Source organism: Shewanella sp. 10N.286.51.B8 (genome assembly GCF_041469325.1).
Classification (GTDB): Bacteria; Pseudomonadota; Gammaproteobacteria; order Enterobacterales; family Shewanellaceae; genus Shewanella.
On record NZ_JBFRKG010000032.1, the window covers coordinates 74,370 to 98,694 of the forward strand.

The 24,325-nt window shown below is 40.9% G+C and carries 20 protein-coding genes and 1 other annotated feature; of the genes, 8 read left to right on the top strand and 12 right to left on the bottom strand.

Annotation, left to right across the window (positions count from 1 at the left end; translation table 11 throughout):
* Positions 1-37 precede the first annotated feature (37 nt).
* The 3 genes from pheA to AB4160_RS12565 form a co-directional block, all read right to left on the bottom strand.
* Complete coding sequence (gene pheA, locus AB4160_RS12555) at positions 38-1,993, bottom strand: prephenate dehydratase (protein ID WP_102475616.1); 1,956 nt, start codon at positions 1,991-1,993, stop codon at positions 38-40.
* 62 nt (positions 1,994-2,055) lie between these two features.
* Positions 2,056-2,171: a sequence feature (Phe leader region), on the bottom strand.
* 131 nt (positions 2,172-2,302) lie between these two features.
* Positions 2,303-2,656, bottom strand: coding sequence for a ribosome hibernation-promoting factor, HPF/YfiA family (gene hpf, locus AB4160_RS12560; protein ID WP_102439283.1), 354 nt, complete (start codon positions 2,654-2,656; stop codon positions 2,303-2,305).
* Between the two features lie 162 nt (positions 2,657-2,818).
* A complete protein-coding gene (locus AB4160_RS12565) occupies positions 2,819-2,959 on the bottom strand; it encodes a hypothetical protein (protein ID WP_157936104.1) in 141 nt (46 codons plus the stop codon).
* 296 nt (positions 2,960-3,255) lie between these two features.
* On the opposite strand from AB4160_RS12565, the gene AB4160_RS12570 reads away from it, so the two are divergent.
* A complete protein-coding gene (locus AB4160_RS12570) occupies positions 3,256-3,936 on the top strand; it encodes a cytochrome b/b6 domain-containing protein (protein WP_102439220.1) in 681 nt (226 codons plus the stop codon).
* Between the two features lie 114 nt (positions 3,937-4,050).
* Here the strand turns inward: AB4160_RS12570 and AB4160_RS12575 are convergent, their stop codons facing one another.
* The gene (locus tag AB4160_RS12575; protein ID WP_102439219.1) at positions 4,051-4,500 is read right to left on the bottom strand and encodes a cytochrome c; all 450 of its coding nucleotides are present in this window, start codon (positions 4,498-4,500) and stop codon (positions 4,051-4,053) included.
* A gap of 204 nt (positions 4,501-4,704) precedes the next feature.
* On the opposite strand from AB4160_RS12575, the gene trpR reads away from it, so the two are divergent.
* Positions 4,705-4,983, top strand: coding sequence for a trp operon repressor (gene trpR, locus AB4160_RS12580; protein WP_102439218.1), 279 nt, complete (start codon positions 4,705-4,707; stop codon positions 4,981-4,983).
* A gap of 18 nt (positions 4,984-5,001) precedes the next feature.
* Here trpR and AB4160_RS12585 read toward each other — a convergent pair whose 3' ends face one another.
* Together AB4160_RS12585 and AB4160_RS12590 are read right to left on the bottom strand one after the other, a co-directional pair.
* Complete coding sequence (locus tag AB4160_RS12585) at positions 5,002-5,391, bottom strand: hypothetical protein (RefSeq protein ID WP_102439217.1); 390 nt, start codon at positions 5,389-5,391, stop codon at positions 5,002-5,004.
* A 289-nt stretch (positions 5,392-5,680) separates the two neighbouring features.
* Positions 5,681-6,232 carry a peptidylprolyl isomerase gene (locus AB4160_RS12590; RefSeq protein WP_102439216.1) on the bottom strand — a complete coding sequence of 184 codons (552 nt, stop codon included), beginning with the start codon at positions 6,230-6,232 and terminating at the stop codon, positions 5,681-5,683.
* Between the two features lie 800 nt (positions 6,233-7,032).
* On the opposite strand from AB4160_RS12590, the gene thrA reads away from it, so the two are divergent.
* The 4 genes from thrA to AB4160_RS12610 all read left to right on the top strand — a co-directional run bounded on the left by thrA (position 7,033) and on the right by AB4160_RS12610 (position 12,499).
* Positions 7,033-9,501: a bifunctional aspartate kinase/homoserine dehydrogenase I gene (thrA, locus tag AB4160_RS12595; RefSeq protein ID WP_303410379.1), complete on the top strand. Its 2,469-nt coding sequence runs from the start codon at positions 7,033-7,035 to the stop codon at positions 9,499-9,501.
* Positions 9,498-10,454 (top strand): homoserine kinase, encoded by a 957-nt coding sequence (gene thrB, locus AB4160_RS12600; RefSeq protein ID WP_102439214.1) that lies wholly within the window; start codon positions 9,498-9,500, stop codon positions 10,452-10,454. Before thrA ends, thrB begins: the two co-directional genes overlap by 4 nt.
* Positions 10,455-10,486: 32 nt before the next feature.
* On the top strand, positions 10,487-11,770 hold the full coding sequence (gene thrC, locus AB4160_RS12605) for a threonine synthase (RefSeq protein WP_102531401.1): 1,284 nt from the start codon (positions 10,487-10,489) through the stop codon (positions 11,768-11,770).
* Between the two features lie 186 nt (positions 11,771-11,956).
* Positions 11,957-12,499, top strand: coding sequence for a hemerythrin domain-containing protein (locus tag AB4160_RS12610; RefSeq protein ID WP_102439282.1), 543 nt, complete (start codon positions 11,957-11,959; stop codon positions 12,497-12,499).
* A gap of 133 nt (positions 12,500-12,632) precedes the next feature.
* Here the strand turns inward: AB4160_RS12610 and AB4160_RS12615 are convergent, their stop codons facing one another.
* The 5 genes from AB4160_RS12615 to AB4160_RS12635 form a co-directional block, all read right to left on the bottom strand.
* Entirely contained in the window at positions 12,633-12,818 is a 186-nt protein-coding gene (locus AB4160_RS12615) for a DUF3545 family protein (protein ID WP_076542968.1), read from the bottom strand.
* A gap of 209 nt (positions 12,819-13,027) precedes the next feature.
* Positions 13,028-14,665 carry a glucose-6-phosphate isomerase gene (gene pgi, locus AB4160_RS12620; protein ID WP_372004815.1) on the bottom strand — a complete coding sequence of 546 codons (1,638 nt, stop codon included), beginning with the start codon at positions 14,663-14,665 and terminating at the stop codon, positions 13,028-13,030.
* 17 nt (positions 14,666-14,682) lie between these two features.
* Positions 14,683-15,636: a transaldolase gene (gene tal / locus AB4160_RS12625; RefSeq protein ID WP_102475622.1), complete on the bottom strand. Its 954-nt coding sequence runs from the start codon at positions 15,634-15,636 to the stop codon at positions 14,683-14,685.
* Between the two features lie 305 nt (positions 15,637-15,941).
* A complete protein-coding gene (locus tag AB4160_RS12630) occupies positions 15,942-17,045 on the bottom strand; it encodes an OmpA family protein (protein ID WP_102475623.1) in 1,104 nt (367 codons plus the stop codon).
* A gap of 327 nt (positions 17,046-17,372) precedes the next feature.
* A complete protein-coding gene (locus AB4160_RS12635; protein WP_102439209.1) occupies positions 17,373-19,739 on the bottom strand; it encodes a phosphoketolase family protein in 2,367 nt (788 codons plus the stop codon).
* Between the two features lie 575 nt (positions 19,740-20,314).
* Here AB4160_RS12635 and AB4160_RS12640 point away from each other — a divergent pair.
* Together AB4160_RS12640 and yaaA are read left to right on the top strand one after the other, a co-directional pair.
* Entirely contained in the window at positions 20,315-21,751 is a 1,437-nt protein-coding gene (locus AB4160_RS12640) for a sodium:alanine symporter family protein (protein ID WP_076542978.1), read from the top strand.
* A 165-nt stretch (positions 21,752-21,916) separates the two neighbouring features.
* Positions 21,917-22,696, top strand: coding sequence for a peroxide stress protein YaaA (gene yaaA / locus AB4160_RS12645; RefSeq protein WP_102475624.1), 780 nt, complete (start codon positions 21,917-21,919; stop codon positions 22,694-22,696).
* A 105-nt stretch (positions 22,697-22,801) separates the two neighbouring features.
* Here yaaA and AB4160_RS12650 read toward each other — a convergent pair whose 3' ends face one another.
* Complete coding sequence (locus AB4160_RS12650) at positions 22,802-24,238, bottom strand: M20/M25/M40 family metallo-hydrolase (RefSeq protein WP_372004818.1); 1,437 nt, start codon at positions 24,236-24,238, stop codon at positions 22,802-22,804.
* Between the last annotated feature and the right edge of the window lie 87 nt (positions 24,239-24,325).

Below are 24,325 nucleotides of genomic sequence, written 5' to 3' on the forward strand. Positions count from 1 at the left end.
GCATGGTTTGGATAAATGATGCGGTTGGTTGCTGGTTTTATTGATGAAGCTCGTGTAGCAAGTGATGTTGGTCATCTGCCTCTGCCAGTTGTTGCTCATTCAGAATCAGCCCGTTGGCCTGTAGTTGCTTAACCGCTATGGCTTGCTGATGTAAAAGTGGGCTGTTAACCGCGTAACTGGTATTAACAATAACTGGCAAGTGGCATTGATGCTTTATTGCAATTAATCCGGCTAAATCCAATGACAGTTGCTCAGGATTAGTAAAGCTTCTAATGCCTGCTTCAACCAAGATCAGTTGTTGATTACCCGTGGTTAAAACTCTATCTGCAGCAGTAAGCCAGTCAGAGGTACTTGCCATAGTATTGCGCTCAAGCAATACCGGTTTACTGATAGCGCCAGCTGCATCTAACAGTTCTTTATCAAACATCGCCTTACCGGCAAGATAAACCATATCGGCCGACTTTACTGCGATATCGAAGCTGCTTACTGAGTCAACTTCAATGGCACTGAACAAGCCTGCTTGCTCAACGATATGACAATAGTTTTTAAGGTTTAACGGCGATAAGTTATCTGTAGATGAAGCTTGTAGCAATACCCCTTGATAACCAGACTCTTTCACCTGCTTCACCTTAGCGGCAAATAAGTCATCGGTGTCTGTAAGGGTCATTTGTTGCAGCGCAACTAAGTCCTTTTCACCAATGGCACACTGTTTGGTTTCAATAATGGTCTGCTCTTGTCGATACAACTTCGAATGCTTAGGGGCATCAAGATTGTCACTGGTAGTTTTATTGGGGGCTTTAGAGCTATTTGGCTCAATCACTAGCTGACTACTATTAAGTTGAGTTGGTTTGACGGTTTCACAAGGGTAACAGCCCAGCACTTTTATAAAGCGTGTCAGTCTTTCTAATTCTTTTAAGGCTTGCTGCATATCATGGTTTGCAAGATTTTCATCAACATCAAGGTAGAACATTTCTTCCCACGGGGTGCCAGGGATTGGGCGAGACTCTAACTTACTCATATTAATGTTATGGGCTTTTAATACGAGTAGCGCCTCAACTAGCGCGCCGGGCTTTTGTCCTGTAGCCATAATCAAGGTGGTTTTTGCCGGCAGTTGTGACGGCACTGCTACAGCTTTGCGTGCAACCACAATAAAGCGGCTTTGATTAATTTTTTGGTTGGCTAACCCTTTTTCTGTGGCACTTAATTGATATAAGGCGCCGCCTTCAGCACTGCCAATAGCGGCAACACTGTCATCATCTGCGTCAATGACTTGCTGCATGGCTTCAGCACTGCTTGAGCAATAGGCCAGCGTTAAGTTTGGATGTTGTGATAACCACTGACTGCATTGGCTAATGGGCTGTGGGTGAGCAAATACGGTTTTGATTTGTTCTAATTCAGCATTATTTTTGGTGAGTAAGCAATGGCCCACTTCAATGGTTGTTTCTCCGACAATTGAAAGAGAGGTGTGTTGCAGCACGTCATACACTTCATTAATTGAACCCGATGAGGTATTTTCAATAGGTAAAAAACCTAAGTCAGCATGGCCGAGTTCAACTGAACTGATAATTTCATCAAAACTTTGGCAGCCTAAATCAATCATTTCTACTTGGCGGCGCTGACAAAAACGGCTGGCGGCGAGATAAGAGTATGAGCCTCTAGCACCTAGGTAGGCGATGGTCGATTGTTGTTGCTGGATTTCAGGGTTAGCACGGCCATGTAAAAAGGCTTGTTGATTCAAGACTGAATCTTCAATAATGCTTTGATAAAGTGAGATAACAAAGTGAGCATCTAAACCTTGCTCTCTACCTTGTTGAACTAAGCGTTCTAATAATTCTTTTTCCCGCTGCGTATCTCTGATGGGCCTAACATCGACTTCTTTACTTCTGGCGACATCAAGGCTCAATTCACGCCTTTTGGCTAGTAAGGCTAATAAGTCCTTATCTAGTGAGGTAATTTGTTCTCTGGTCTGACTCAATTCTGGCGCTTTTTTCATAATAGCCTCAATGACGACTGCTTAGCTGACGTGGTGTTGAACAGCGAGCATTAAATATTTAATAATAAAAAGCCCCCCAGTTGGGAGGCTCTAAATTTCATTTTCGTTTTTACACAAAAAATCGGCCTCAATATGGGGGCTGAATAAAAAAGAAAATAAAATTGCGGCTAGTGATATTTTTCATACTGTAAAATTAAAGCGCTAAGCTATCAGTGTCAATCAAATAATGATCAAGTTTGCCCATTGTTTATGGTTTGCATAAAAAAGCGCACCCGAGGGCGCGCTTTGGTTTAAGAGTAATAAAAAACATCAAGCTGCGGTTTCCTCCTTATAGACATACTCAAAATCATTATCGGTTTCAGTTGTTGGTGAAACGTGACGTTGAGCCTGGGGTTTATGAGTCAGGCGATTTAGCTGTTTTTCCAGCTTTTTACCCATTGCAGTTATTGCTGCGTAAAGGTTTTCATTTTTCGCCTGGGCGAATAGTTCTCCACTTGGCAAGCCTACTGACGCTTCTATCTTAAAGAGCTGCTTTTCCTGAGTGATAATTACATGCGGGTTAATGAGTTGTAGATCATGTCTTGCGAGTTTTTCAATTTGTCCTTCGATACGTTCAAGAATCGGTGCAGTTACTTCAAGTTGCTTGCTAGTGATTTTCAGCATATTTCGAACCTTCTGTTGTTTGCTTAAGTTCAGATTACCAAGCTCTGAAAGAAAAATCGTGATCTAAATCACGTTTTGTGGGCCTTTTTAGACTGTTTGATTCATATTTGATCGCTTAGACAATTTAGCTAAAAAACCGCTTAAAAAGTCTTGAAACTCAATCTAAATAGGCGCATATTTGAATGGATAACAACCTAGCTTACCTCCCAGTTTTGAACGATTTTTGTTCACCAACTCCATTCTATGCAGCGGTTCAACGTCATTGAAACCATGTTTGCTGCCAACGTTTATACTGCTTGTCATCACTGGCTCCAAATATCTTTCTAAGTTTGACACTCATATCCAGATTTAAGGCCGCACTCATAGGCAAAGCCCTATTTTCAGAGCTGATTAAATAAACCCAAGTCTTGTGTTTTAATCCAATAATACAGAAACATGTAAGCTGTTGATGCTAATTGCTCCACAAGTGCTAGAGTTTGCACTTGTTTGATGAAACGCTGTAATACTTAATTACTTTTCTTTACCTTAAGGGTCTATGAGTGCAAGAATTTGCTCTTTATAATCAAGCATATTAAAAGAACTAAGCTTAAGGCACATCTATGAGTATAGAACAAAAAAAAATTAAGGTATGGGATATACCCACTCGATTATTCCACTGGTTTACGGTGGCGTTGCTGATTTGTTTGTGGTGGACAGCAGATGCAGGAGAGATGGAGTGGCACCAAGTTTGTGCTTATAGCTTTTTAGTGCTGATTGTCTTTAGGTTACTGTGGGGGGTTGTAGGTAGTGATACCGCAAAATTCAAAGACTTTGTCGCTGGACCTAAAAAAGTTATTGGTTATTTACGTGAGCCGTTAAAAGAGCCTGTTGTTGGCCATAACCCTATGGGTGGTTATATGGTGATGCTAATGCTATTTGTGCTCACATTGCAGTTGCTAACGGGCCTATTCGCTACAGATGATATCTTTACCGAAGGACCGCTTTACGCCATGGTGTCTTCTGATACTGCTTCATTTATGACATGGTTACACAAAATGAACTTCAATTTTATCCTTGGGTGCATCGCATTGCATCTTTGCGCGATTACGATTTATGCCATTAAAGGACACAAGTTAGTAGGTGCGATGATTTCGGGTAAAAAAACCTTAACCCATGAGGAACATAAATTACTGAGCGCTGAGCCTAAAATGAAATCACCGTTACTTGCTTTTGGGATTGTCATGATACTTGGTTCAGGTGTCTGGGTATGGCTTATTGCACCTATCATTGCGTTTATGTGATTGAATTAATTCAAGAGACTGTCAGAAAAAAGCCCACTTCAGTGGGCTTTTTATTAGCGAGCTTAAATATGAATAGCATATTTAAGGCGCTGAATTTTTAACAATGTTTTATGGTTAGTCTTTCTTGTACATGTCATGGCAGCCTTTACAGCTTTTGCCTGTATTACCAAATGCTTGCTTGATTTGCTTTTTATCACCTGTTTGGGCTGCCAAGTCTAACTTAACCGCATTTTCTTGGAATTCGGTCATCTTAGTATCAAAGTCTGCTTTATTTGACCAGATCTTTGCTAAAGCTTCTGTATCGCCGTTATCAGAGCCTGCAATAAAACCTTCATGAGGGATTTTAGCTAGTGCCGCTAAATTAGCTGCGCGAGTTTGAAATACAGTTAATTCAAACTCTTTTTTGCCTTTCATCATTGCAGCCATATCGCCAAATTGGTAGCGGATTAAACTAAAACCTGCTTTACGATAATCGATAGCGTCATTGGCATCTTCAAAGTTATGTGCGTTGACAGTTGGAATAAGCAATGCGCTGACAGCTAAGGCCAATATTTTATTTTTCATGACAGATCTCTTTTTATTTATTGATTTATAGGTGTTTGTCACATTTTAAGCATAAATTTGAACCAAGTGCGAGTCTAGTTTTGTGTTTAATTGTAAATTTGATTTTTACAATAATTATCAGGCATATTTTGCATATATGATTTCTGTAAAAGCTGAATTGTTGCTACACTTTGTACTGTCGAGGCATTACTAAAAGAGAGCGTTATGCGAGCTAATTGGGATTCAGTTGTAGAAAAGGTACTAAGCTATCCAAATTCTGACGAATTAGGCATTTTATTTCAGTTATTAATGACAGAAGAAGAGCGTAGTGCAGTTGCTGGTAGGTTAAAGGTTTTTCAACTTTTATTGCAAGGTGAGCTAAGTCAGCGTCAAATATCTGCAGAATATCAAGTGAGCATTGCGACCATTACTCGCTGTTCAAACTATTTAAAAAATATGCCTCAGGCGCAAAAAGACAAAGTCCAGCAGCTGATACTGGACTAGTTACTTATGTCGCGCTAGCTATCTAAATTTAGCTTTAATGTTCGTTGAGGGATGCTTATGGCATCGATAGCTGATACGGCGCAGTAATATATAGCCTCCGTATGTAAAAAGCCCTATCGACAGTAACTGTGCTGAATCTTGAGGGAAAAAACGAAAGGTGATTACGGCCGAAATAATGTAAATGAATGGCATAAAGCCATATATTGAATCGGGTAGGTAACCCTCGACTCGTTTTCTTTTCTTATCCGTTCGGCGGTTTCTAGAGCGTAGGTTCCAGACATGAGCGCCGTAAAAAAAGACTAATATTGAAGCAACGACAATATAGGGTTGTTCAATGAAAGGTACGCTAGCTGCGCCGACAATCATATAGGCGTAAGGTAAGATTTCGTATAGCGGTTTAATTAACATAAGCACTCCTTCGCTTTAAATTAATTTTCAAACAGCAACAAAGGTTAACTCTATAACCTTCAAACCCAGCTGCTTTCTAGTTACCAAAGCACAGAGAAAGAAACAAAACCTGTGCCCAGCAATGCTTGTGGTTAAGTTTCACAGACAATCTATCTATGATTAATAATAACGTAAAAAAAATACGTCAACCTAAAAAAGGCTAACGTATTTAATAATTCAAACTTTAGGCTGAGTTAATCCAGTCTAAGTTATTGAATCAATGTCTAGGACAAAAATTGTTTATTAGACTTTAGTGGCAGCCACAACCGCCATTGCCATCACAACCCGGTTTGTCAGTACCACAAGCTTCATGGGCGTGCTCGCTGCCACAACCACCAGCAGCATGAATATGACCATGGGCAATTTCTTCGGCAGTTGCTTCACGTACATCCATCACTTCAACGCTGAAGTTTAATGCTTGACCAGCTAAAGGGTGGTTGCCATCAACAACGACTACAGTATCTTTTACTTCAGTAACTTGAACTGGGCGTTGACCCATTTCAGTTTCAGCAATAAAACGCATACCTGGCACGATGTCTTCGATATCGCCGAATGCTTCAAGAGGGACTTCTTGTTTTAGGCCGTCATGGTATTCACCATATGCTTGTTCAGTTGGAATATTCGCGTCAAATTTGTCACCAACAACTTTACCTTCTAGCTCAGTTTCTAAGCCTGGAATTAAGCCTTCAGTTCCGTGTAGATAAACCATAGGTTCAGCTTCAAATGAGCTTTCGATTAAACGACCTTCTTGATCGGTTAAACTGTAGTGAATAGTTACTGCTGCATGTTTTGTGATTTTCATAACGACTCCAATTCTGAATGTGGCGGCATAATACTATTGTTTTTACAAAGTCGCGATAATTTGTATCAGCTTTTGCTTATTCAATCACATGTTTTTAAATCAAGTATCTCGCTGGCTGACATTTGCTTTAAATCGTGGCGCATCCGGTTACTTATCCTTTGACAATGGATGTTTTTACCATTGTTGCTGTGACTAAATTTACGCGCAGTACACAGGTCACTGTTTTTAAATAGATTAGATGAATCATTTTCATGGTGATTTGCGCTGCCATGTTTATGAAAATGCTAATTTTAGTGCTTAGGCACTGAAATTTAATGCAAGATGACTTTTGGCGCTTTTGAATAACCATATAAAAATCATAATAATAGTAAGCCTCTGACTTGTAAGTATTTATTCTTGTATATCTTTTTTGGGTTACGTTTACGTAAACATACTAAAAACTTGTTTTGGAGGCGTTTTTTAGTGTGATAGCTGCGATTATTGTGATTTCAGCAGTGATTTAGCTTGTTATCAATAGAGTGCTTAAAAATAAACCACTAATTAGGGGTTGACAACCTACCTTAAAAAAAGCAATTCTGTTATCAATTCAAAACAAACACATATTAAATCGAGTGTAATGATGAAATCCGTTAACCATGTTGTAGTTACCATTATTACAACCACCACAATTAACATTGTGGGGGCGGGCTGATTACACCCTAAAGATTTATAACGACAAGCCCGCTTCCCACAAAGAAGCGGGCTTTTTGTTTTCAGATTTAAAATTAATATTTAGTGCTAGCGAGTTAAGGGAGAAGAATATGAAAGTGATGAAGTTTGGTGGAACCTCGTTAGCCAATTGGCAACGTTTTTTGATGGCAGCAGACATTATTGAACAAGCTGCAGCTGAAGAGGCTATTGCGACTGTGTTATCAGCGCCTGCAACTGTTACCAATGCCTTGTTAGAGTTAGTAAGTCTCGCACAAACCAATCAAGACTATGCAGCGGTATTAGCCCATATTGAGTCGGTTTTTAGTGGCCTTTTTAGTGACGCTGAACAAGCGTTAATTTCACCGCAGCAAAAAGCGCTACTGGATGAAAAGCTGGCGCTGCAATTAACTGACTGGAATGACAAAGTCACTGGAATAAAGCTGCTTAACGAATGCCCCGATCATGTTCAAGCGCAGGTTATCGTCTCTGGCGAGCGTTTATCGGCAGCCTTAATGGAACAAGTGATGCTAGCAAAATCACTTACCGCAGCGCAATTTGACCCAAGAAAATTATTCTTAGCCCATGGTAAGCCACTTGAATCTATTGTTGATATCAATGAAAGCAAACCGCGTTTTGCTGCGCTTTCATTAAATGAAGCACGGGTATGGATTATGCCAGGTTTTACTGCTGCTAATGAGCAAGGTAAAACAGTGACTTTAGGGCGAAATGGCTCAGATTACTCTGCAGCGGTTTTAGCAGCTTGTCTTGATGCCTCAAGCTGTGAAATTTGGACCGATGTCGATGGGGTTTATAACACGGATCCACGCGTGGTATTAGACGCTAAATTACTTGAACAACTTAGCTATCAAGAAGCTATGGAGCTTTCTTATTTTGGTGCTAAGGTGTTGCACCCTAAAACCATTGCACCGATTGCTCAATATCACATTCCTTGCTATATCAAAAATAGTTTTAACCCATCAGCGCCTGGCACATTAGTGTCTAATCGGCCTGACAAAACAGGCTTGCAGGTCAAGGCCATTTCTAACCTTGATGAACAAACCATGTTTAACATTTCAGGCCCTGGCATGAAAGGCATGGTGGGCATGGCCAGTCGTACCCTTGAAGCGATTTCTCGCAGTGGTATTTCAGTTTCATTAATCACTCAAAGCTCGTCTGAATACAGTATTAGCTTTTGTGTTAGCTCTAATGAAGCTTATAAAGCAAAACAAGCATTAGAAGTTGAATTTGAGTTAGAAATCCAGTCTGAGTTACTCGAGCCTATCGAATTAAGACAAGATTTAGCGATTGTGTCGCTTATTGGTGATGGCATGAAAACCCATAAAGGCGCCGCTGCTAAGTTTTTCAGCGCCCTGGCTAAAGCCAGCGTTAATATTATCGCCATCGCCCAAGGCTCGTCAGAACGTTCGATTTCTACTGTAATTGAGCAACGTAAAACTAAGCATGCCATTGCCGCCTGTCATCAAGCCTTCTTTGATGTTCAGCAGTATTTAGATGTGTTTTTAGTAGGCAGTGGTAATGTGGGGGCAGGGCTATTAGAGCAAATCAAACAACAAGCCTCGATGCTTAAAGAGCAGCATATAACCATGCGAGTATGTGGTATTGCCAATTCTCGTAAAATGCTTCTGAGCAGTGCTGGGCTAGATTTAAATAATTGGCAGGCTTTATTGGCTGATAGCGATACAAGCTATGATCTCGCAGAGATGCTGGCCTGGGGTAAAGAACAGCAACTGCTAAACCCTGTTTTAGTTGATTGCACTTCAAGTGAGTTGGTTTCAGATCGTTATCTTGATGTGATGAATGCTGGCTACCATGTCGTCACCCCGAATAAGAAAGCCAACACTCGTGATTATGCTTACTACCAACAATTGCGCACAACGGCGTTATTGCAGCGCAGACAATTCTTGTATGAAACAACCGTAGGTGCTGGCCTGCCAGTGATTGATAACTTAAAGAAACTGCTATATGCCGGTGATAAGTTACAGCGATTTAATGGGATCTTATCTGGTTCATTATCTTATATATTCGGCATGTTAGATGAAGGCATGAGCTTATCAGAGGCCACCTCAATCGCTCGTGATAAGTGTTTTACAGAGCCGGATCCTCGTGAAGATTTAAGTGGTTTGGATGTGGCGCGAAAAGTACTAATTCTTGCTCGTGAAGTGGGCATGCCATTAGAACTTGATGATATTAATGTTGAATCAGTTCTGCCAAGCTCGTTTGATGATTCAGGCGATGTAGACACCTTTATGAATCGTTTACCACAACTTGATGCGCAAGTCAGTGCGCGAGTTGAATCGGCAAAAGCGCAAGGTAAAGTACTGCGTTATGTGGGTCAGATTGAAGCAGGTAAGTGTCATGTACGTATTGTAGAGGTTGATTCATCAGATCCGTTATACAGCGTAAAAGGCGGCGAGAATGCACTGGCATTTTACAGCCGTTATTATCAGCCTATTCCATTTGTATTACGCGGTTATGGTGCGGGTACTGATGTGACTGCAGCTGGCGCGTTTGCGGATGTATTAAGAACTTTAAACTGGACTCGTGAGGTGGGGCTATGAGCAAACAAGTCACTTCGGATAAAGCGATAACTGTTTATGCTCCTGCTTCAATGGGTAATGTCGGTGTTGGATTTGATCTACTCGGCGCTGCGCTTGCGCCAATTGATGGCAGTTTACTGGGTGACAGAGTGATGATTGAAGCGGCTGATGCTGGTGTTCATTATTCTCAAACGGGTCCATGGGCGCATAAGTTACCAGAAGATGGTAAACAGAATATCGTCTATCAATGTGCTGTGTTTTTTCTTGAAAAACTTAATGCTAAACAAGGTGTGGCTATTTGTTTAGAGAAAAATTTACCAGTTGGCAGTGGGCTTGGTTCTAGTGCAAGCTCTGTGGTTGCAGCACTTTATGCATTAAATGAGCATTTTGAGCAGCCTTTTGATGAACAAGCATTATTGCTTTTAATGGGCGAGTTTGAAGGAATGATTTCAGGCAGTGTTCATTTTGATAATGTTGCCCCTTGTTATTTAGGCGGCATGCAGTTGATGCTAAATACTCCCAATAAGGTGTGCGCTGGTATTCCTACGTTTAAGCAATGGTATTGGGTGGTGGCCTATCCGGGGATCTCACTGTCAACGGCCAAGATGCGCGACTTATTACCACAGCAATACGATAAAGCGGTAGCCATCGATTTTGGCCGTCATTTAAGTGCATTTGTGCATGCAAGCTATCAGCAAGATCCAAAGCTTGCTATTAGCGTTTTAAAGGATGTGATGGCTGAGCCTTATCGAGCCGATGCGATTCCGGGTTATAGCCATGCGCGCGCAGAACTTGAAACGTTAGGCATGTTAACCACCGGCATATCAGGAAGTGGCCCAACGCTGTTTTCTGTAACCGATAATCTAGAAACTGCTAAAGCTGCTAAAGCATGGTTAGAGCAGCATTATTTATCACAGGCTGGTGGGTTTGCCCATGTCTGTCAACTTGATGAGCAAGGTACGCGTCGAGTTTAGTCACCACATTTTAATTTTAAAGGCGTTTAGAAATGGAATTATATAATTTAAAGCACCCATCACAAGTGGTCAGTTTTAGTGAAGCGGTAAAATTAGGTTTAGGTAAAGATAGAGGGCTTTTTTTTCCAAAATCTATTCCTGTGCTTGATAATATCGATGAGCTACTCGCGTTACCTTTTGTTGCAAGAAGTCAGCGTATTTTAGGGGCTTGGCTTGCTGATGAAATTGGTCAAGATAAAGTTAATGAGTTAGTTAATGCAGCATTCACTTTTGATGTGCCTTTAGTGAAAGCTGATGATAAACGTGCGTGTTTAGAGTTATTTCATGGGCCTACATTGGCATTTAAAGACTTTGGCGCGCGCTTTATGGCGCAGTGCGTTAACTTGCTAGCAGGAGATGAAAAGCTCACTATTTTGACGGCGACCTCAGGGGATACTGGCGCGGCGGTGGCAGATGCTTTCTTTGGCCTTGACGCTGTACAAGTGGTGGTGATGTACCCCAAAGGAAAAATCAGTGAGCTGCAAGAGAAGATGTTCACGACTCTAGGTAAGAATATTCATACTGTCGCTGTTGCGTCAGATTTTGATGCTTGCCAAACACTGGTTAAGCAGGCATTTGATGATAGTGATGTTCGTGATGGGCTGCACTTAAACTCGGCTAATTCAATCAATATTAGTCGGTTATTGGCGCAAATTTGTTACTACTTTGAAGCGGTAGCTCAAATGAAGCAAACCAGCAATGCTGAGATTGTGCTGTCAGTGCCTAGCGGTAACTTTGGTAATTTAACCGCAGGTTTATTTGCCAAGGCGATGGGCTTACCTATTAAGCGCTTTATTGCGGCGACTAACTCAAACGATACTGTGCCACGTTACCTTGCTGCAGGTGATTGGGCGCCAAATACTACCGTTGCGACTATGTCTAATGCGATGGATGTGTCCGAGCCATCAAACTGGCCAAGAGTCGAAGCCATTTGTGAGGCGTTAAATTGGCCGTTATCGTCTATTACAGGGGTGGCGCTTAATGAAGCGCAAACCACTGCGGCGTTAAAAGAGTTATATCAGCTGGGTTATCAATCTGAGCCTCATGCCGCAATTGCCGCACAAGCTTTATCTGATGAGCTTAAAAGTGGTGAAACCGGTATTTTCTTAGGAACGGCGCATCCAGCGAAATTTAAAGATGTGGTCGATGTACAATTACAAATCGATTTACCATTACCCCAAGAGCTTGAAGCTGTAGTGAATAAGCCGATTTTATCTGCAGAACTGAGCGCTGATTTTACCAAGCTGAAAGAGCACTTATTTAACATTCTTAAATAATAAAGCTTTAATATCAGCTTACTAAAGCACCTTAGGGTGCTTTTTTGTTATTTAAACTCATCTGAATGTTTCAGATTTGTATTTTATGATCTCGGTCATAACATCTGCGCAATCCATAGTGTAGATTAATAATACTAGAGGTTTAAACTTTTTAGACATGAAGGAATTGTGGTAATGGAGAAGATGATACTTAAAAGGCTAATGAATGATCACAAACACATAGCCATATTATTGAATATTCTAGCCAAGAAAAATCACAAACTTTCTCAGGGCGAATCAGTTAATTTTGCGCTTATTCGTGATGTCGTCGAATATATGCAGGTTTATGCTGAGCATAGTCACCATCCGGTAGAAGATATTACTTTTGATTACTTTATTAAGCACTTTCCTAGCCCTAGTACGACCAGGCTTCATGATGAACATAGTAGTCTAGCAGAGTCATCTGGTGCATTGATGTATAGTCTGAATTTGATACTTTCAGATGTGGTGATTTCCCGAGAAAAGTTGGTTTCCGACTTAAAAGCGTATGTTGAAATCCAAACGGCTCATATGCAATATGAAGAAAAAGAGCTATTTCCTCTGTTTGCTAAGCACATGCAGGGCAGTGATTGGGATAAAATATGGCAACAATGTGAGCAGCGTTTAGTTGATGATCCGTTATTTAACGATAGTGATGATAATATCTTTGAAGAGCTTAAAGAGCATATTGCTGAAGTTGAACCACAGTAGCTGACTCTGTGTTATCTCGCCTAAAGGATTAATGATAACGAGTTACAGTTAAAAGCATTGCAATTAAAAAGAGCGCTATAAGCGCTCTTTTTATATATAGACCTTTGAATAACTATTCAGTTAGTTATCTTGCTTACAATGGCATCGCATCGAAATCAAAATCGAAACTTGTGTCAATGTCTTGAAGTTCCTTAAGTAAGCGCTGTTTATCCTTTAACGCTTCTATTTCTCGCCATTTACGTTTTTTATTTGAGCTTTTTGAGCGAGTTGGTCTTTCAACAACTTGGTCTAGCGCACCACCATAGTCTAAACGATCCATGGTAAACCTCCCTTGTTATTATGATGTCTCTATTCAAATAAATATCATATTCCGTCACTATAGTGCAATAGTTATGTTTCAATATTGTTAATGGGAGGTGATGTTTAAGTGATGTTCAAGTGGTGTTTTGCTGGCGTATTTAGAGGCTTGTGCTATGAGGAAATGAAAGTGTATATAAAAAAGCCAGCTTTAGCTGGCTTTTTTAGTGTTTAAATCTGACCTTGACGGTATAAATTAATTAATGAATTACTGGAGCTATCAAGCTCTGTGGCATCATTTTTGGCGCCGATGCGGTCTAGGACATCGTTGCCAAGGACTTTACCTAATTCCACCCCCCATTGATCAAAAGAGTTAATTTGCCAAATAGCGCCTTGAACAAACGTGCGGTGTTCATATAAGGCAATTAACGAACCTAAGGTCGTTGGAGTTAGCTTATCCATTAATAAGGTATTACTTGGCTTATTACCTGCCATTGTCTTGTGCTTAGCAATAAGGGCTTTATCAGCATCAGGCGTATCTTTGCCTGCCAATTCCGCTAAAGCTTCTTCATAAGTGCGACCTTGCATTAATGCTTGGGTTTGGCCAAAGCAGTTTGAAGCAAGCTGGTTATGATGTTCACCTAATGGATTGTGACTTTGCAGTGGCATAATAAAGTCAGCTGGGATAAGTGCTGTACCTTGATGTAACAACTGGTGATATGCATGCTGACCATTGGTGCCTTCACCACCCCAGATCACTGGGCCGGTATTGAAATCTACCTGAGTTCCATCAAGCATGACCGACTTACCATTACTTTCCATATCAAGTTGCTGGAAGTAAGCGGGTAAACCACGTAAATAATGATCATAGGTCAAAACTACATGGGATTGTGCATCATGAAAATTGCTATAAAGCACTGACAACATGCCCATAATCACAGGCATATTTTGTTCAAGTGGCGCTTGGGCAAAATGTTGATCCATTTGGTTGGCACCATCAAGCAGTTGCTTGAAGTTATCCATACCCACTAATAACGCTATGGGTAAGCCAATGGCTGACCATAATGAATAACGTCCACCCACCCAATCCCACATCGGGAAAATATTGTCAGCATCAATACCAAACTCAGTCGCTTTAGCAACGTTTGATGTTACTGCGACAAAGTGCTTGGCGACATCGGCTTGGCTACCACCTTGCTCGAGGAACCAGTCTTTAGCGCTTAGGGTATTGGTCAGTGTTTCTTGGGTGCCAAATGACTTCGATGACATGACAAATAAGGTTGTTTCAGCATCTAAGTTTTTAAGCTTCTCACAGATAGAGCTTGCGTCAACGTTAGCCACAAAATGGCAATTAAGGCCTTTTTGCCAATAAGGCCTTAATGCTTGAGAGACAATTTTAGGGCCAAGGAAAGAGCCACCAATGCCAATACTGACAATATCAGTAATGGTTTTGCCGGTGTAACCTTTCCATTCACCTTGAGATACAGACGCCACAAACTGAGTCATCTTTGCTAGTGTTTGCTGTACTTCAGGGACGATATTCGCCCCTTCAGCCATAATTACTTGCTCAGGATTACTCCTCAGCGCTGTGTGTAATACTGCACGGCCTTCGGTGTTATTGATAATATCGCCATTAAACATGGCAGAAATTTTAGCTGATAACTGGGTTTCTTCAGCTAATGCAAACAATAATCCTAAGCTTTCCTTATCGATACGGTTTTTAGAATAATCTAATAATAAACCGCAGCTTTTGAGGCTCATCTTCTCAAAACGTTTAGGGTCATTAGCAAATAGCTCCCGCATATGGGGAAGCGCTGCTGTATTTTTCTTTAGCTGCTGCCAAGTATTACTCTGAGTTAAATTAGTCATGCAAATCACTCCGTTGATTAGCTAAGTTTTGCGTTTAGCATAACCTCAAGTTTACCTTGGTCGATGGCAAAGTTGCGAATGCCTTCAGCAAGTTTATCAACAGCCATTGGGTCTTGGTTATATTCCCAACGGAACTGTGCTTCGGTTAATGGTGCTGGCGCGGCAACCGTTGTTGTTGCAGGTTTTAGCTTTTGGCTAATAACAGTATCGCTATTGGCTAACTCTTCTAATAGCGCAGGGCCTATCGTTAGGCGGTCACAGCCCGCAAGCTCGATAATTTCGCCAGTGTTACGGAAACTTGCACCCATTACCACAGTGTTATAGCCGTGAAGCTTATAGTAGTTATAGATATCGGTTACTGATACCACACCAGGATCGGTTTCAGCGGTGTAATCAAGACCTGTGTCTTTCTTATACCAATCTAAAATACGACCAACAAATGGCGAAATAAGGTAAACACCTGCTTCAGCACAAGCTCGGGCTTGAGCAAAGCTAAATAATAGCGTTAGGTTACAGTTGATGCCTTGTTGCTCAAGCTCTTTTGCTGCGCAGATCCCTTCCCAAGTAGATGCTAACTTGATCAGAATGCGAGATTTATCAATACCGGCTGCTTGATATAGGTTAATTAGCTTATGGGCTTTTTCGATAGAGCCTGCTTTATCAAAAGAAAGTCTGGCATCGACTTCTGTTGAGATGCGGCCTGGAACAATCTTAAGAATTTCTACACCGATGTTGACGGCTAATTTATCACCTGCGTCTTCAACTTGCTGAGCTGTGTCATTTGACTGCTGTTTTGCCCAAGCAATAGCATCATCAATTAATGGGGCATATTCAGGAATTTGCGCCGCTTTTAAAATTAGAGAAGGGTTGGTGGTTGCGTCTTCTGGTTGGTAGCGTTTAATTGCTTCAATGTCGCCGGTATCAGCAACGATTGTGGTTAGTGCTTTTAGTTGAGCTAACGTGTTCGCCATGGAAATTTCCCTCTCAAGTAACAAAGTTATTTTGTTCAATACAGTTATTAAATGCGATCTTACTGTATTTTCCAACAACATTTGTAAAAAAATAACGCAAATAAACGTGAAATGAGCTCATAAGCAACTAATTGTGTAATTTAATGCCTGATTTATTAGTTGTTTAAGTTGTTTTTATCGTTGAAATAAAAGTGTTACCGATAACATCTCTTTATTGGTAAGGGTTTTTATTTTTTAGCTGATGGCTACAAAAACAAAAAAGTCGCTGCAAGCAGCGACTTTTTATTACCAGCTTAATTAGTTGATTATTTTAGAACCGCACGTTTTTCTGTGCCGGTTACGATAGCTTCAATACGACGATTTTGCTTATGGGCTTCAGCGGTATTGCCTTCCATAATAGGTTTAGTAATACCATAGCCAATAGCTTGAATACGACTTGCTTCAATATCATATTTAGCTGCTAAAGCTTCAGCGACTGATTTAGCACGACTCTCAGAAAGGGTCATATTATATGCAGGCTTGCCAACATTAGAAGCGTGACCTTCGATTGATACGGTATGCTCAGGATTTTTCTTCAAGTAATTAGCTAATTTTTCAATGTCAGCATAAGAAGCTGACTTAATAACAGAAGAGTTGTTATCAAATAAAATACCACCTAAGTCATGATTGTCTGTTACAAATTCGTAGACAGTACAACCATTGGCATCAACTTTGTGAGTTGCTGGTGTATCTGGACAGCTATCTTGATCATCCATTACGCCATCGTTGTCGGAATCAATTGGTGCAACAGCAGCTGCAACAACAGGGGCTGCTGCTTTAGCTTTACCAAAGCGGTAGCTTAATTCTAAGCCCCAATAGTTACTTTCCATTTCAAGGGTATTATATTTATCATCGTCTAAGTTTTCGTAGCGACGATATTTAGCCTGCAGCTTTAAGTTTTCGGTAAAATTATAACCGATACCAGCACCGATATAGGGCGCAATACCGCTGTCACTGTAATACTCAGTGCCATAATTTTTTATGTTCTTTAAAAGGTAGTTCATTCCGCCAGCCTCAGCAGACAAACTCCACTTGTCAGCGAAAGGATAAAAACCGACTAAACCTAATGCCATGCCTCTAGCGCCGACATCATTACGTTTATTACTGAAATCTGTCCATTGAATACGACCTAAGTCTCTATAACCGAGTTCAATACCAAAATAGTCATTAAATAAGTAACCACCGAAGACATCCCAAGCATAAGGGTCATCATCTTCACATTGGGTCATTGTTTTAAGGTCGCAATGTGGTTCGTAATTATTAATCCCTAAACCACCACCGACATACCATGGCGTTAACTCTTGTTCTGCGACAGCGGCAAAAGGCAACATTGAGGTGAGTAATACTACTTTTAAGGTGTTTTTCATCATATATAGTCCATTGTTATTTTATGTCACCAAAACACATGTAAACCGATTGTTTACCTTAAGTGTCACCAGCACTTATTTGGCGTTCCTATTATGATTTAGCTGGCAAGCTAATTATCGTCTTAAATTCAATGGTTTTCCATAGTAGTTACGAATATTTTTAAAATATTATCAACAAACACCTAACGAATCCCCACAAGATGTTGCAGTGTTGGTTTTTTCTAATGAATTGACGATGGGCTTTGTTGTCCGTGGTATAAAGAAAAAGCGCCCAAAGGCGCTTTAACTCGTTATAAACGATTGTAGTTTGTTTTTTGAACTCTAATCTAATTACCGAGTCCAAACCCAATTTTCAATGTCTACTGGGTCAACACCGTTGGCCTTAATGTAGTTACGGTGTTCTACTAATCTTTGGAGCATATCCGTTGTGATTTGAACATGCTGAGTTTCATCAATAACACCTTGTTGGAATAGTTTGTATGCCATATCAATCACAAGGTGATAACGTGATGTGCCATTACGAACGCCCATATCAAATGGTGTTGTAGTTGAACCTTCTTCTTCATAGCCTTTAATGCGGAAACGTTTACTGCCTTTATAATCAAATACTAATTTCTTGATGGTATTTGGATAACCATGGTAGTTAAATACCACGCCTTTATCTTCAGTAAATATTTCATCCATTAACCAAGGCTTATTTTGGAATTTACGACTACCTAAACCGTTACTATTAAGTTCAGTTACACTGACATAACGAATACGCACTCTTGGCAGTAGTTCTCTAATGAGTACTAATGACGCCATACATTCTTGAGTGACATAATCACCACAACCTGCAAGTACTACATCAGGATTATCATCTGATGCAAAATCCCATACCATCACGCCATCTTTAGTTTGCTTACGGGCTTCATCTAGTGATAGCCATTGAGGTAACTCTTTTTTACCTGCAACTAAAATGTTGAGTTTGTCGCGGTCTTCATATGCACGCTCTGTATAAGTGAGTGTACTGTTACCATCAGCAGGTAAATATGCAGAAATAATATCTGGATGCTTTTCTAACATAGCACCTAGAAATGAAGGGTTTTGATGCGAATAACCATTATGATCTTGACGCTCTAATAAAGAAGACAAAACAACATTACAAGAAGGTACAGGTTTACGGAAGTGAACCCCTTGACTGGCATACACATATTTACAGTACTGATCAGCCATTGATGAAACTACTTGAGAGAAGGCTTCATAGGTTGGGAACATGGCATGCCGACCTGTTACTGTGTAACCGTGCATCATACCGAAAAGTAAGTTTTCCGATAGCAGTTCAATAACACGGCCATCACGCGCCATATCTTGATCCCAGCTTTCAATCGGCCATTGCCATGCACGATCTGTTTCTTCAAATACCGCTTGCAGTTGATTTGAGTATGTTTCATCTGGGCTGAAGATACGTAGGTTACGTTGATCTCGATTTAATTTGAATGCGTCACGCATCCACTCGCCCATTTTGTACATTGATACGCCGCGAGTACCACGTGGGGTTTCTGGACCATAACTTAGTTTTTTAAGATCTGGTTGAGCAAGTGCACGGACTACTTCACCGCCATAACTTAAGTGTTGGCGACCACAACATAACTGCTTAGGTGGAATCAAAGATTGAATTTCTTCATCAAAGGTAATTTCACCTTGCGCATTGATACTGCACAGTTCATCAAATTTGTAACTTGCTAACCAGTCATTAAGCGCTTTTAGGTGACCTGCATCTGTTGCACACTTATTGACGATGACTTGATGAGATTCGCAGTTGCCAGCTAGCTTCTTACCGCCAAACTCAGATGTACCTGTCCAGCCTTTAGCTGTTCGCATAAGAATAACCGGCCAGCGAGGCTTACAAACATCTTCGCCGCGACGGGCACGAGTTTGGATATCATTGATCATCTCGTAAGCTAAGTCCATAGCCTCTTTCATTTGAACAAACACATCCTCTTCAAGTTGATCATCAACAATAATGGGATGATAACCTAAACCACGAAATTCAAGATCTAACTCTTCATGACTCATGCGTCCCATACGAGTCGGGCCTGAGATTTTATAGCCATTAATATGCACAATGGGCAGTACCGCACCATTGGTTGCAGGGTCGACTAACCGGTTGGCATACCATGATGCAGCTAATGGCCCTGTTTCAGACTCACCATCACCAACTAAACAAGCTGCGATTAAGTTTGGATTATCAAGAACGGCGCCCCAAGCAACGGATAATGAATAACCTAATTCGCCACCTTCTAAAATTTGGCCGGGGGCTTCAGGGTTTGCATGAGAAGGGTAGCCATATGCTGCTGAGAACTTTTTACAGATATCTTCAATACCTGATTCGTTATAGGGGATGGTTTCTGGATAAAAATGGCTTAAAGAACCTTCAACAAACAGGTTAGCTTGAACTGCTGGGAAGCCGTGACCAGGACCGACTAAATAAATGAATTCTCTTTCATGCTTAACGATTAAGCGATTAACGTTTGCATACACAAAATTGATACCTGGACAGGTACCCCAATGACCTAAAAGTCGAGGTTTAATGTCTGTATGTTGTAGCTCTCTTTTAAAAAGCACATTTTGCTTAAGATAGATTTGTGAGGTAGCGAGGAAGTTAGTTGCTCTAACATATTTTTTAAGAGCAGTGATTTCATTTTGCTGTGTCATAGTGACCTCATTATGAAAGATAAGATTGATTTAGCTTTTAATGAGAACACTGTATTCCCTAAATTGAATCAATAATGTGTTATTGATCTAACTTTGTATTAAAAAAAATCATTAATAAAATGATGTTAGGTTAAGAAATTGTTGAGTCACTTGGTGTTAGGCGATTTGCAATTGTTATTCTAGATGGGGCTTTAGGCGGCTATTTAAATAAATGTGATCACTGTCACCTATGTTTGAAGTTTTTCTATGCTAGTTTTTTCTCGCATTTTTTTGAGAACACCTATAACTAAGCGATAAGTGGTAAAGAGTGGTAATGTTTGCTGGGCTTTACTGGTTAAAGTCAGTAAAGTTAACTTGAATAATGCTAAATAATAATTAACTAATATATTCGCTCACTGAATTTAATAAACAGTAACAGCTTGGCTATTTACGAATACATGCTGAGGCTGCGAACTTAGATTTTGATGAGCTCATTATAATAATTCGATAATTTTATTTTGTCTGAAGGTGTTGCTCGGTTTAAGCATATTTTTACAAAATAAAGTTATTCCAAGGAATAGATTAAGCAAATGGCAATGTTAGAAACAATTGTTGGTTTCATGAACAATTTACTCTGGGGTAAATTGTTAGTTTATGGGCTGGTAGGCGCAGGTATCTTTTTTACTGTACGTCTTGGCTGTATTCAAATTACTCATTTCGTACACGGCGTTAAAGTATTAGCGATTAGCCGCCGCCCTGGTAAGCATGGCTTATCTTCATTTCAAGTTTTTTGTACCAGTATGGCTGCCCGTGTCGGAGCCGGTAATATGGCTGGTGTTGCGGTTGCAATCGGTGCCGCAGGTCCTGGGGCAGTATTTTGGATGTGGGCCATTGCCATGCTCGGTATGGCTACGGCAATGATCGAGTCAACGTTAGCGCAAGTTTATAAAGTTAAAGACGTTGACGGGCAGTATCGTGGTGGCCCTTCATATTATATGGAAAAAGGCCTTGGCCAACGCTGGATGGGGATTCTATTTTCAATCCTACTGATTATTTGTTTTGGCTTAGTGTTTAATGCTGTTCAAGCAAATACTATCTCTGGTGCAATGACTGCCGTATTTGATTTAAATCCAATTTATGTCGGTCTTGGGATTGCGCTATTGAGTGGCCTCGTGATTATGGGCGGTCTTAAAAAGGTCGCTAGAGTGTCAGAAATTATCGTTCCGATTATGGCATTAGCCTACATTGCGATTGCCTTGGTTGTTGTTTTAATGAATGTTGAGCAATTGCCTGCCGTATTTATGTTGGTGATTAACAGTGCATTTGGCTGGCAAGAGGCCGCTGCTGGTGGTGTAGCATACAGTGTTGCTCAAGCAATGCAGGCGGGTATTGCTCGCGGCTTGTTCTCTAATGAAGCAGGTATGGGTAGTGCCGCCAATATTGCAGCAAGTGCTTCACCGAATCCTAATCACCCAGCGTCACAAGGTTTTGTGCAAATGATGGGTGTGTTTGTGGACACTATTGTTATCTGTACTGCTACTGCGGCAATTATCTTATTGTCTGGTGATGGTGGCGGCTCTGGTGATGGTATTGCAAGAACCATTAATGCATTAACGCATCATGTGGGTGACTGGGGTGGGGCATTTATTGCCTTTGCTATTTTACTTTTCTGTTTCACGTCAATTATTGCTAACTATTCGTATGCAGAAACTAACGTGATGTTTCTATCTGGCAATAAAAAAGGTGCACTACCAATCTTCCGTATCGCAGTATTAGGTATGGTTATGTTTGGCGCAGTGGCTAAGATTGGCATCGTTTGGGATTTAGCCGACGTTTCTATGGGCTTGATGGCGTTAGTTAATATGATTGCCCTGCTGTTATTGTCAGGTTTAGCGGTGAGAATTATTAATGATTACCGCCAACAAGTTAATAAGGGTGAAGATCCTGTATTTGATACGACTAAGTTCCCAGAGCTTGAAGGTCAGATAGAAGATGGGATTTGGATCAATAAAGAAGTTGAAGTGACCAAGTAACTCACTTTACTTAATCGCGAATGTTAATTGCAGATTAATCAAATCTGAAAAAAGCATTTAGCACAATCTAAAAAACCATGCAGTAATTGCATGGTTTTTTTTATGAAGCTCAGTATGATAGATAGCATAAATTAGAGTCCATTTTATAAAATAGGATTATCAGCAATGCTAGTATTAGTTTCTCCTGCCAAAACACTTGATTTTGAAACGCCTGCATCAACCAAGAAGTTTACTCAACCGACTTTGCTAGATTACAGCCAACAATTGATTGACGTATGTCGTGAATTGACGCCAATGGATATTGCCTCTTTAATGAAAGTGAGCGATAAAATAGCAGGTTTGAATGCGGCTCGATTTGCACAGTGGCAACCACGTTTTACTCTAGATAATGCCAAGCAAGCTATGTTTGCCTTTAGGGGCGATGTATATACCGGCCTTGATGCTGACTCACTGTCTGATATGGAAATCGATAAGGCTCAAAAGCACCTACGAATTTTATCTGGTTTGTATGGCTTACTGAAGCCGCTGGATTTGATGCAAGCCTACCGTTTAGAAATGGGCACCAGCTTGGTAAACCCCGCAGGTAAAAGTCTTTATGCATTTTGGGGCGAGACAATCACCAATGAAGTTAACGCAGCTGTTGCTAATCAAAGCGATGATATCGTCATTAATTTAGCCTCAAATGAGTATTTTAAAGCGGTTAAACCCAAACTACTTAAGGCCACTTTAATCACCCCGGTATTTAAAGACTGCAAAAATGGTCAATACAAGGTGATCAGTTTTTATGCCAAAAGAGCCCGCGGCTTGATGGCGCGTTACATTATCCAAAACGATGTGACGTCATTGGCACAATTGCAGCAATTTGACTTAGATGGCTATTATTACAGTGAAGACTTATCGACACCTGCAGCGCCAGTGTTTTTAAGAGAAGAGCAAATTAAGTAACCACTACAAGTTTCAGTGTAATGTAACGGGTAAAAAAATACTTAATAAAAAAGCAGCTAAGGTTTGAACTCCTTAACTGCTTTTTTGCGATAAAAGGCTGATAGATTATTTCTTATCGGCCTTTTTAGCTAATGGGCGTAAGTTAAGTTCTGATTGCGCCATGATATAAGCAAATTGCGCATAAGCAGCGACATTTTGCGCTAATGCGTTAGGTTCGATTTTATCTAAAGTGTCGTTAGGGGTGTGGTGATAATCAAAGTAATCAGTACCATCTTGTCGAAGGGACGCCACAGGGACACCTAGAGAGGGCATCATAGACACGTCAGGGCCACCAGAAGCGTTATTGTTCCCTAACTTAACCCCGTTGATGGTCATTGAACTGTGCTCAGTTTTAACTTGTTCAAATACGTGTGGATTAACGTTGAAATCAATTTGGTAAATCTTGCCTGCGCCAAAATCAGATTCTGCGGCAATATAATGATTAACCAGCTCGTCAGCATGTTGCTTTGCATAAGCCTTACCGCCAACTAATCCCACTTCTTCAGCGGCATATAATACCACTCGAATGGTTCTCGCTGGTTTTTGAGGTAAATCTTGAATCAATTTCGCCGCTGCAGTCACAATCGCAACGCCTGCACCATCATCAATTGCACCCGTGCCTTCATCCCAAGAGTCAAGGTGAGCGCCAATCAGCACCACTTCTTCAGCCTTACTACTGCCAGTTACCTCGGCAATAACATTGTAGGATGTTGCGACCCCTAAATTCTTTGAAGATAGGTTAAGTGATAAGCTGATGTTCTTATCTCTTTTTAACATGGCATTAATCATATCAGCATCTGGTGCAGACAATGCAGCAGCTGGAATTTTTGCCACTCCATCTTTGTAACGCATCATGCCGGTATGGGCCATGCGGTCATGATCGGTACCTATTGAGCGAATGACCACAGCGACAGCGCCTTTTTCTGCTGCAGCAACCGCGCCTCTTGAGCGGCCGCCAACAGACTGACCATAGCCTTTACCACTAATATGGCGCTCGGTTTTATGATCAATAAAGACAATTTTGCCTTCGACTAATGCTGGATCGGCGACTTGTAGTGCAGCAAGGGTGTCAAAGCGCACTATCTGGGCTTGTAAACCTGACTCAGGCGTTGCCACGCTGCCACCTAGAGCGCTAATGACCAGCGGTTGCTCAAACGGTGAGACGATTGATGCCTGAGCATGGCCTCGTGACCAAGCTGGGACTTGGACAGATTCCTTATAGACCTTATCAAAACCTAAGCTTTTGAGTTTATTCATCGCCCATTCGACTGCGATGAGATCTTTCTCGGAACCGGCGAGTCGAGGGCCGACTTCCACTGTCAATGATTCAACAATGTCATAACCTAAAGTAGAAGATAACGCCTTTGTGGCTAGTTGCTGGCTAATTACATCGTTAGCAGACTGTGGTAATTGTGTTACTTGGGTATCATTTGTCTGGCTTTGACAGCCTGATATAGCGGCTAAAACTATCCCTGTAAAAATTGATTTCTTATAGTTTTTCATGAGTTTCCTTCATTTTTATTAGCTAAGTCTCATTTTTAAAAACAATCTACCAAAAAGTGTGCTTCATGTCGCTGCCCGATTTGTTAG

What these genes read in the sequence shown, in the direction of transcription:
- trpR (WP_102439218.1), top strand. Translation starts at nt 4,705, where the DNA reads ATGCGAGCTAATTGGGATTCAGTTGTAGAAAAGGTACTAAGCTATCCA.
- AB4160_RS12570 (WP_102439220.1), top strand. Translation starts at nt 3,256, where the DNA reads ATGAGTATAGAACAAAAAAAAATTAAGGTATGGGATATACCCACTCGA.
- thrA (WP_303410379.1), top strand. Translation starts at nt 7,033, where the DNA reads ATGAAAGTGATGAAGTTTGGTGGAACCTCGTTAGCCAATTGGCAACGT.
- AB4160_RS12590 (WP_102439216.1), bottom strand. Translation starts at nt 6,232, where the DNA reads ATGAAAATCACAAAACATGCAGCAGTAACTATTCACTACAGTTTAACC.
- AB4160_RS12575 (WP_102439219.1), bottom strand. Translation starts at nt 4,500, where the DNA reads ATGAAAAATAAAATATTGGCCTTAGCTGTCAGCGCATTGCTTATTCCA.
- AB4160_RS12615 (WP_076542968.1), bottom strand. Translation starts at nt 12,818, where the DNA reads ATGGATCGTTTAGACTATGGTGGTGCGCTAGACCAAGTTGTTGAAAGA.
- AB4160_RS12630 (WP_102475623.1), bottom strand. Translation starts at nt 17,045, where the DNA reads ATGATGAAAAACACCTTAAAAGTAGTATTACTCACCTCAATGTTGCCT.
- AB4160_RS12585 (WP_102439217.1), bottom strand. Translation starts at nt 5,391, where the DNA reads ATGTTAATTAAACCGCTATACGAAATCTTACCTTACGCCTATATGATT.
- AB4160_RS12650 (WP_372004818.1), bottom strand. Translation starts at nt 24,238, where the DNA reads ATGAAAAACTATAAGAAATCAATTTTTACAGGGATAGTTTTAGCCGCT.
- AB4160_RS12565 (WP_157936104.1), bottom strand. Translation starts at nt 2,959, where the DNA reads ATGACAAGCAGTATAAACGTTGGCAGCAAACATGGTTTCAATGACGTT.
- yaaA (WP_102475624.1), top strand. Translation starts at nt 21,917, where the DNA reads ATGCTAGTATTAGTTTCTCCTGCCAAAACACTTGATTTTGAAACGCCT.
- pheA (WP_102475616.1), bottom strand. Translation starts at nt 1,993, where the DNA reads ATGAAAAAAGCGCCAGAATTGAGTCAGACCAGAGAACAAATTACCTCA.
- pgi (WP_372004815.1), bottom strand. Translation starts at nt 14,665, where the DNA reads ATGACTAATTTAACTCAGAGTAATACTTGGCAGCAGCTAAAGAAAAAT.
- thrC (WP_102531401.1), top strand. Translation starts at nt 10,487, where the DNA reads ATGGAATTATATAATTTAAAGCACCCATCACAAGTGGTCAGTTTTAGT.
- tal (WP_102475622.1), bottom strand. Translation starts at nt 15,636, where the DNA reads ATGGCGAACACGTTAGCTCAACTAAAAGCACTAACCACAATCGTTGCT.
- thrB (WP_102439214.1), top strand. Translation starts at nt 9,498, where the DNA reads ATGAGCAAACAAGTCACTTCGGATAAAGCGATAACTGTTTATGCTCCT.
- hpf (WP_102439283.1), bottom strand. Translation starts at nt 2,656, where the DNA reads ATGCTGAAAATCACTAGCAAGCAACTTGAAGTAACTGCACCGATTCTT.
- AB4160_RS12640 (WP_076542978.1), top strand. Translation starts at nt 20,315, where the DNA reads ATGTTAGAAACAATTGTTGGTTTCATGAACAATTTACTCTGGGGTAAA.
- AB4160_RS12635 (WP_102439209.1), bottom strand. Translation starts at nt 19,739, where the DNA reads ATGACACAGCAAAATGAAATCACTGCTCTTAAAAAATATGTTAGAGCA.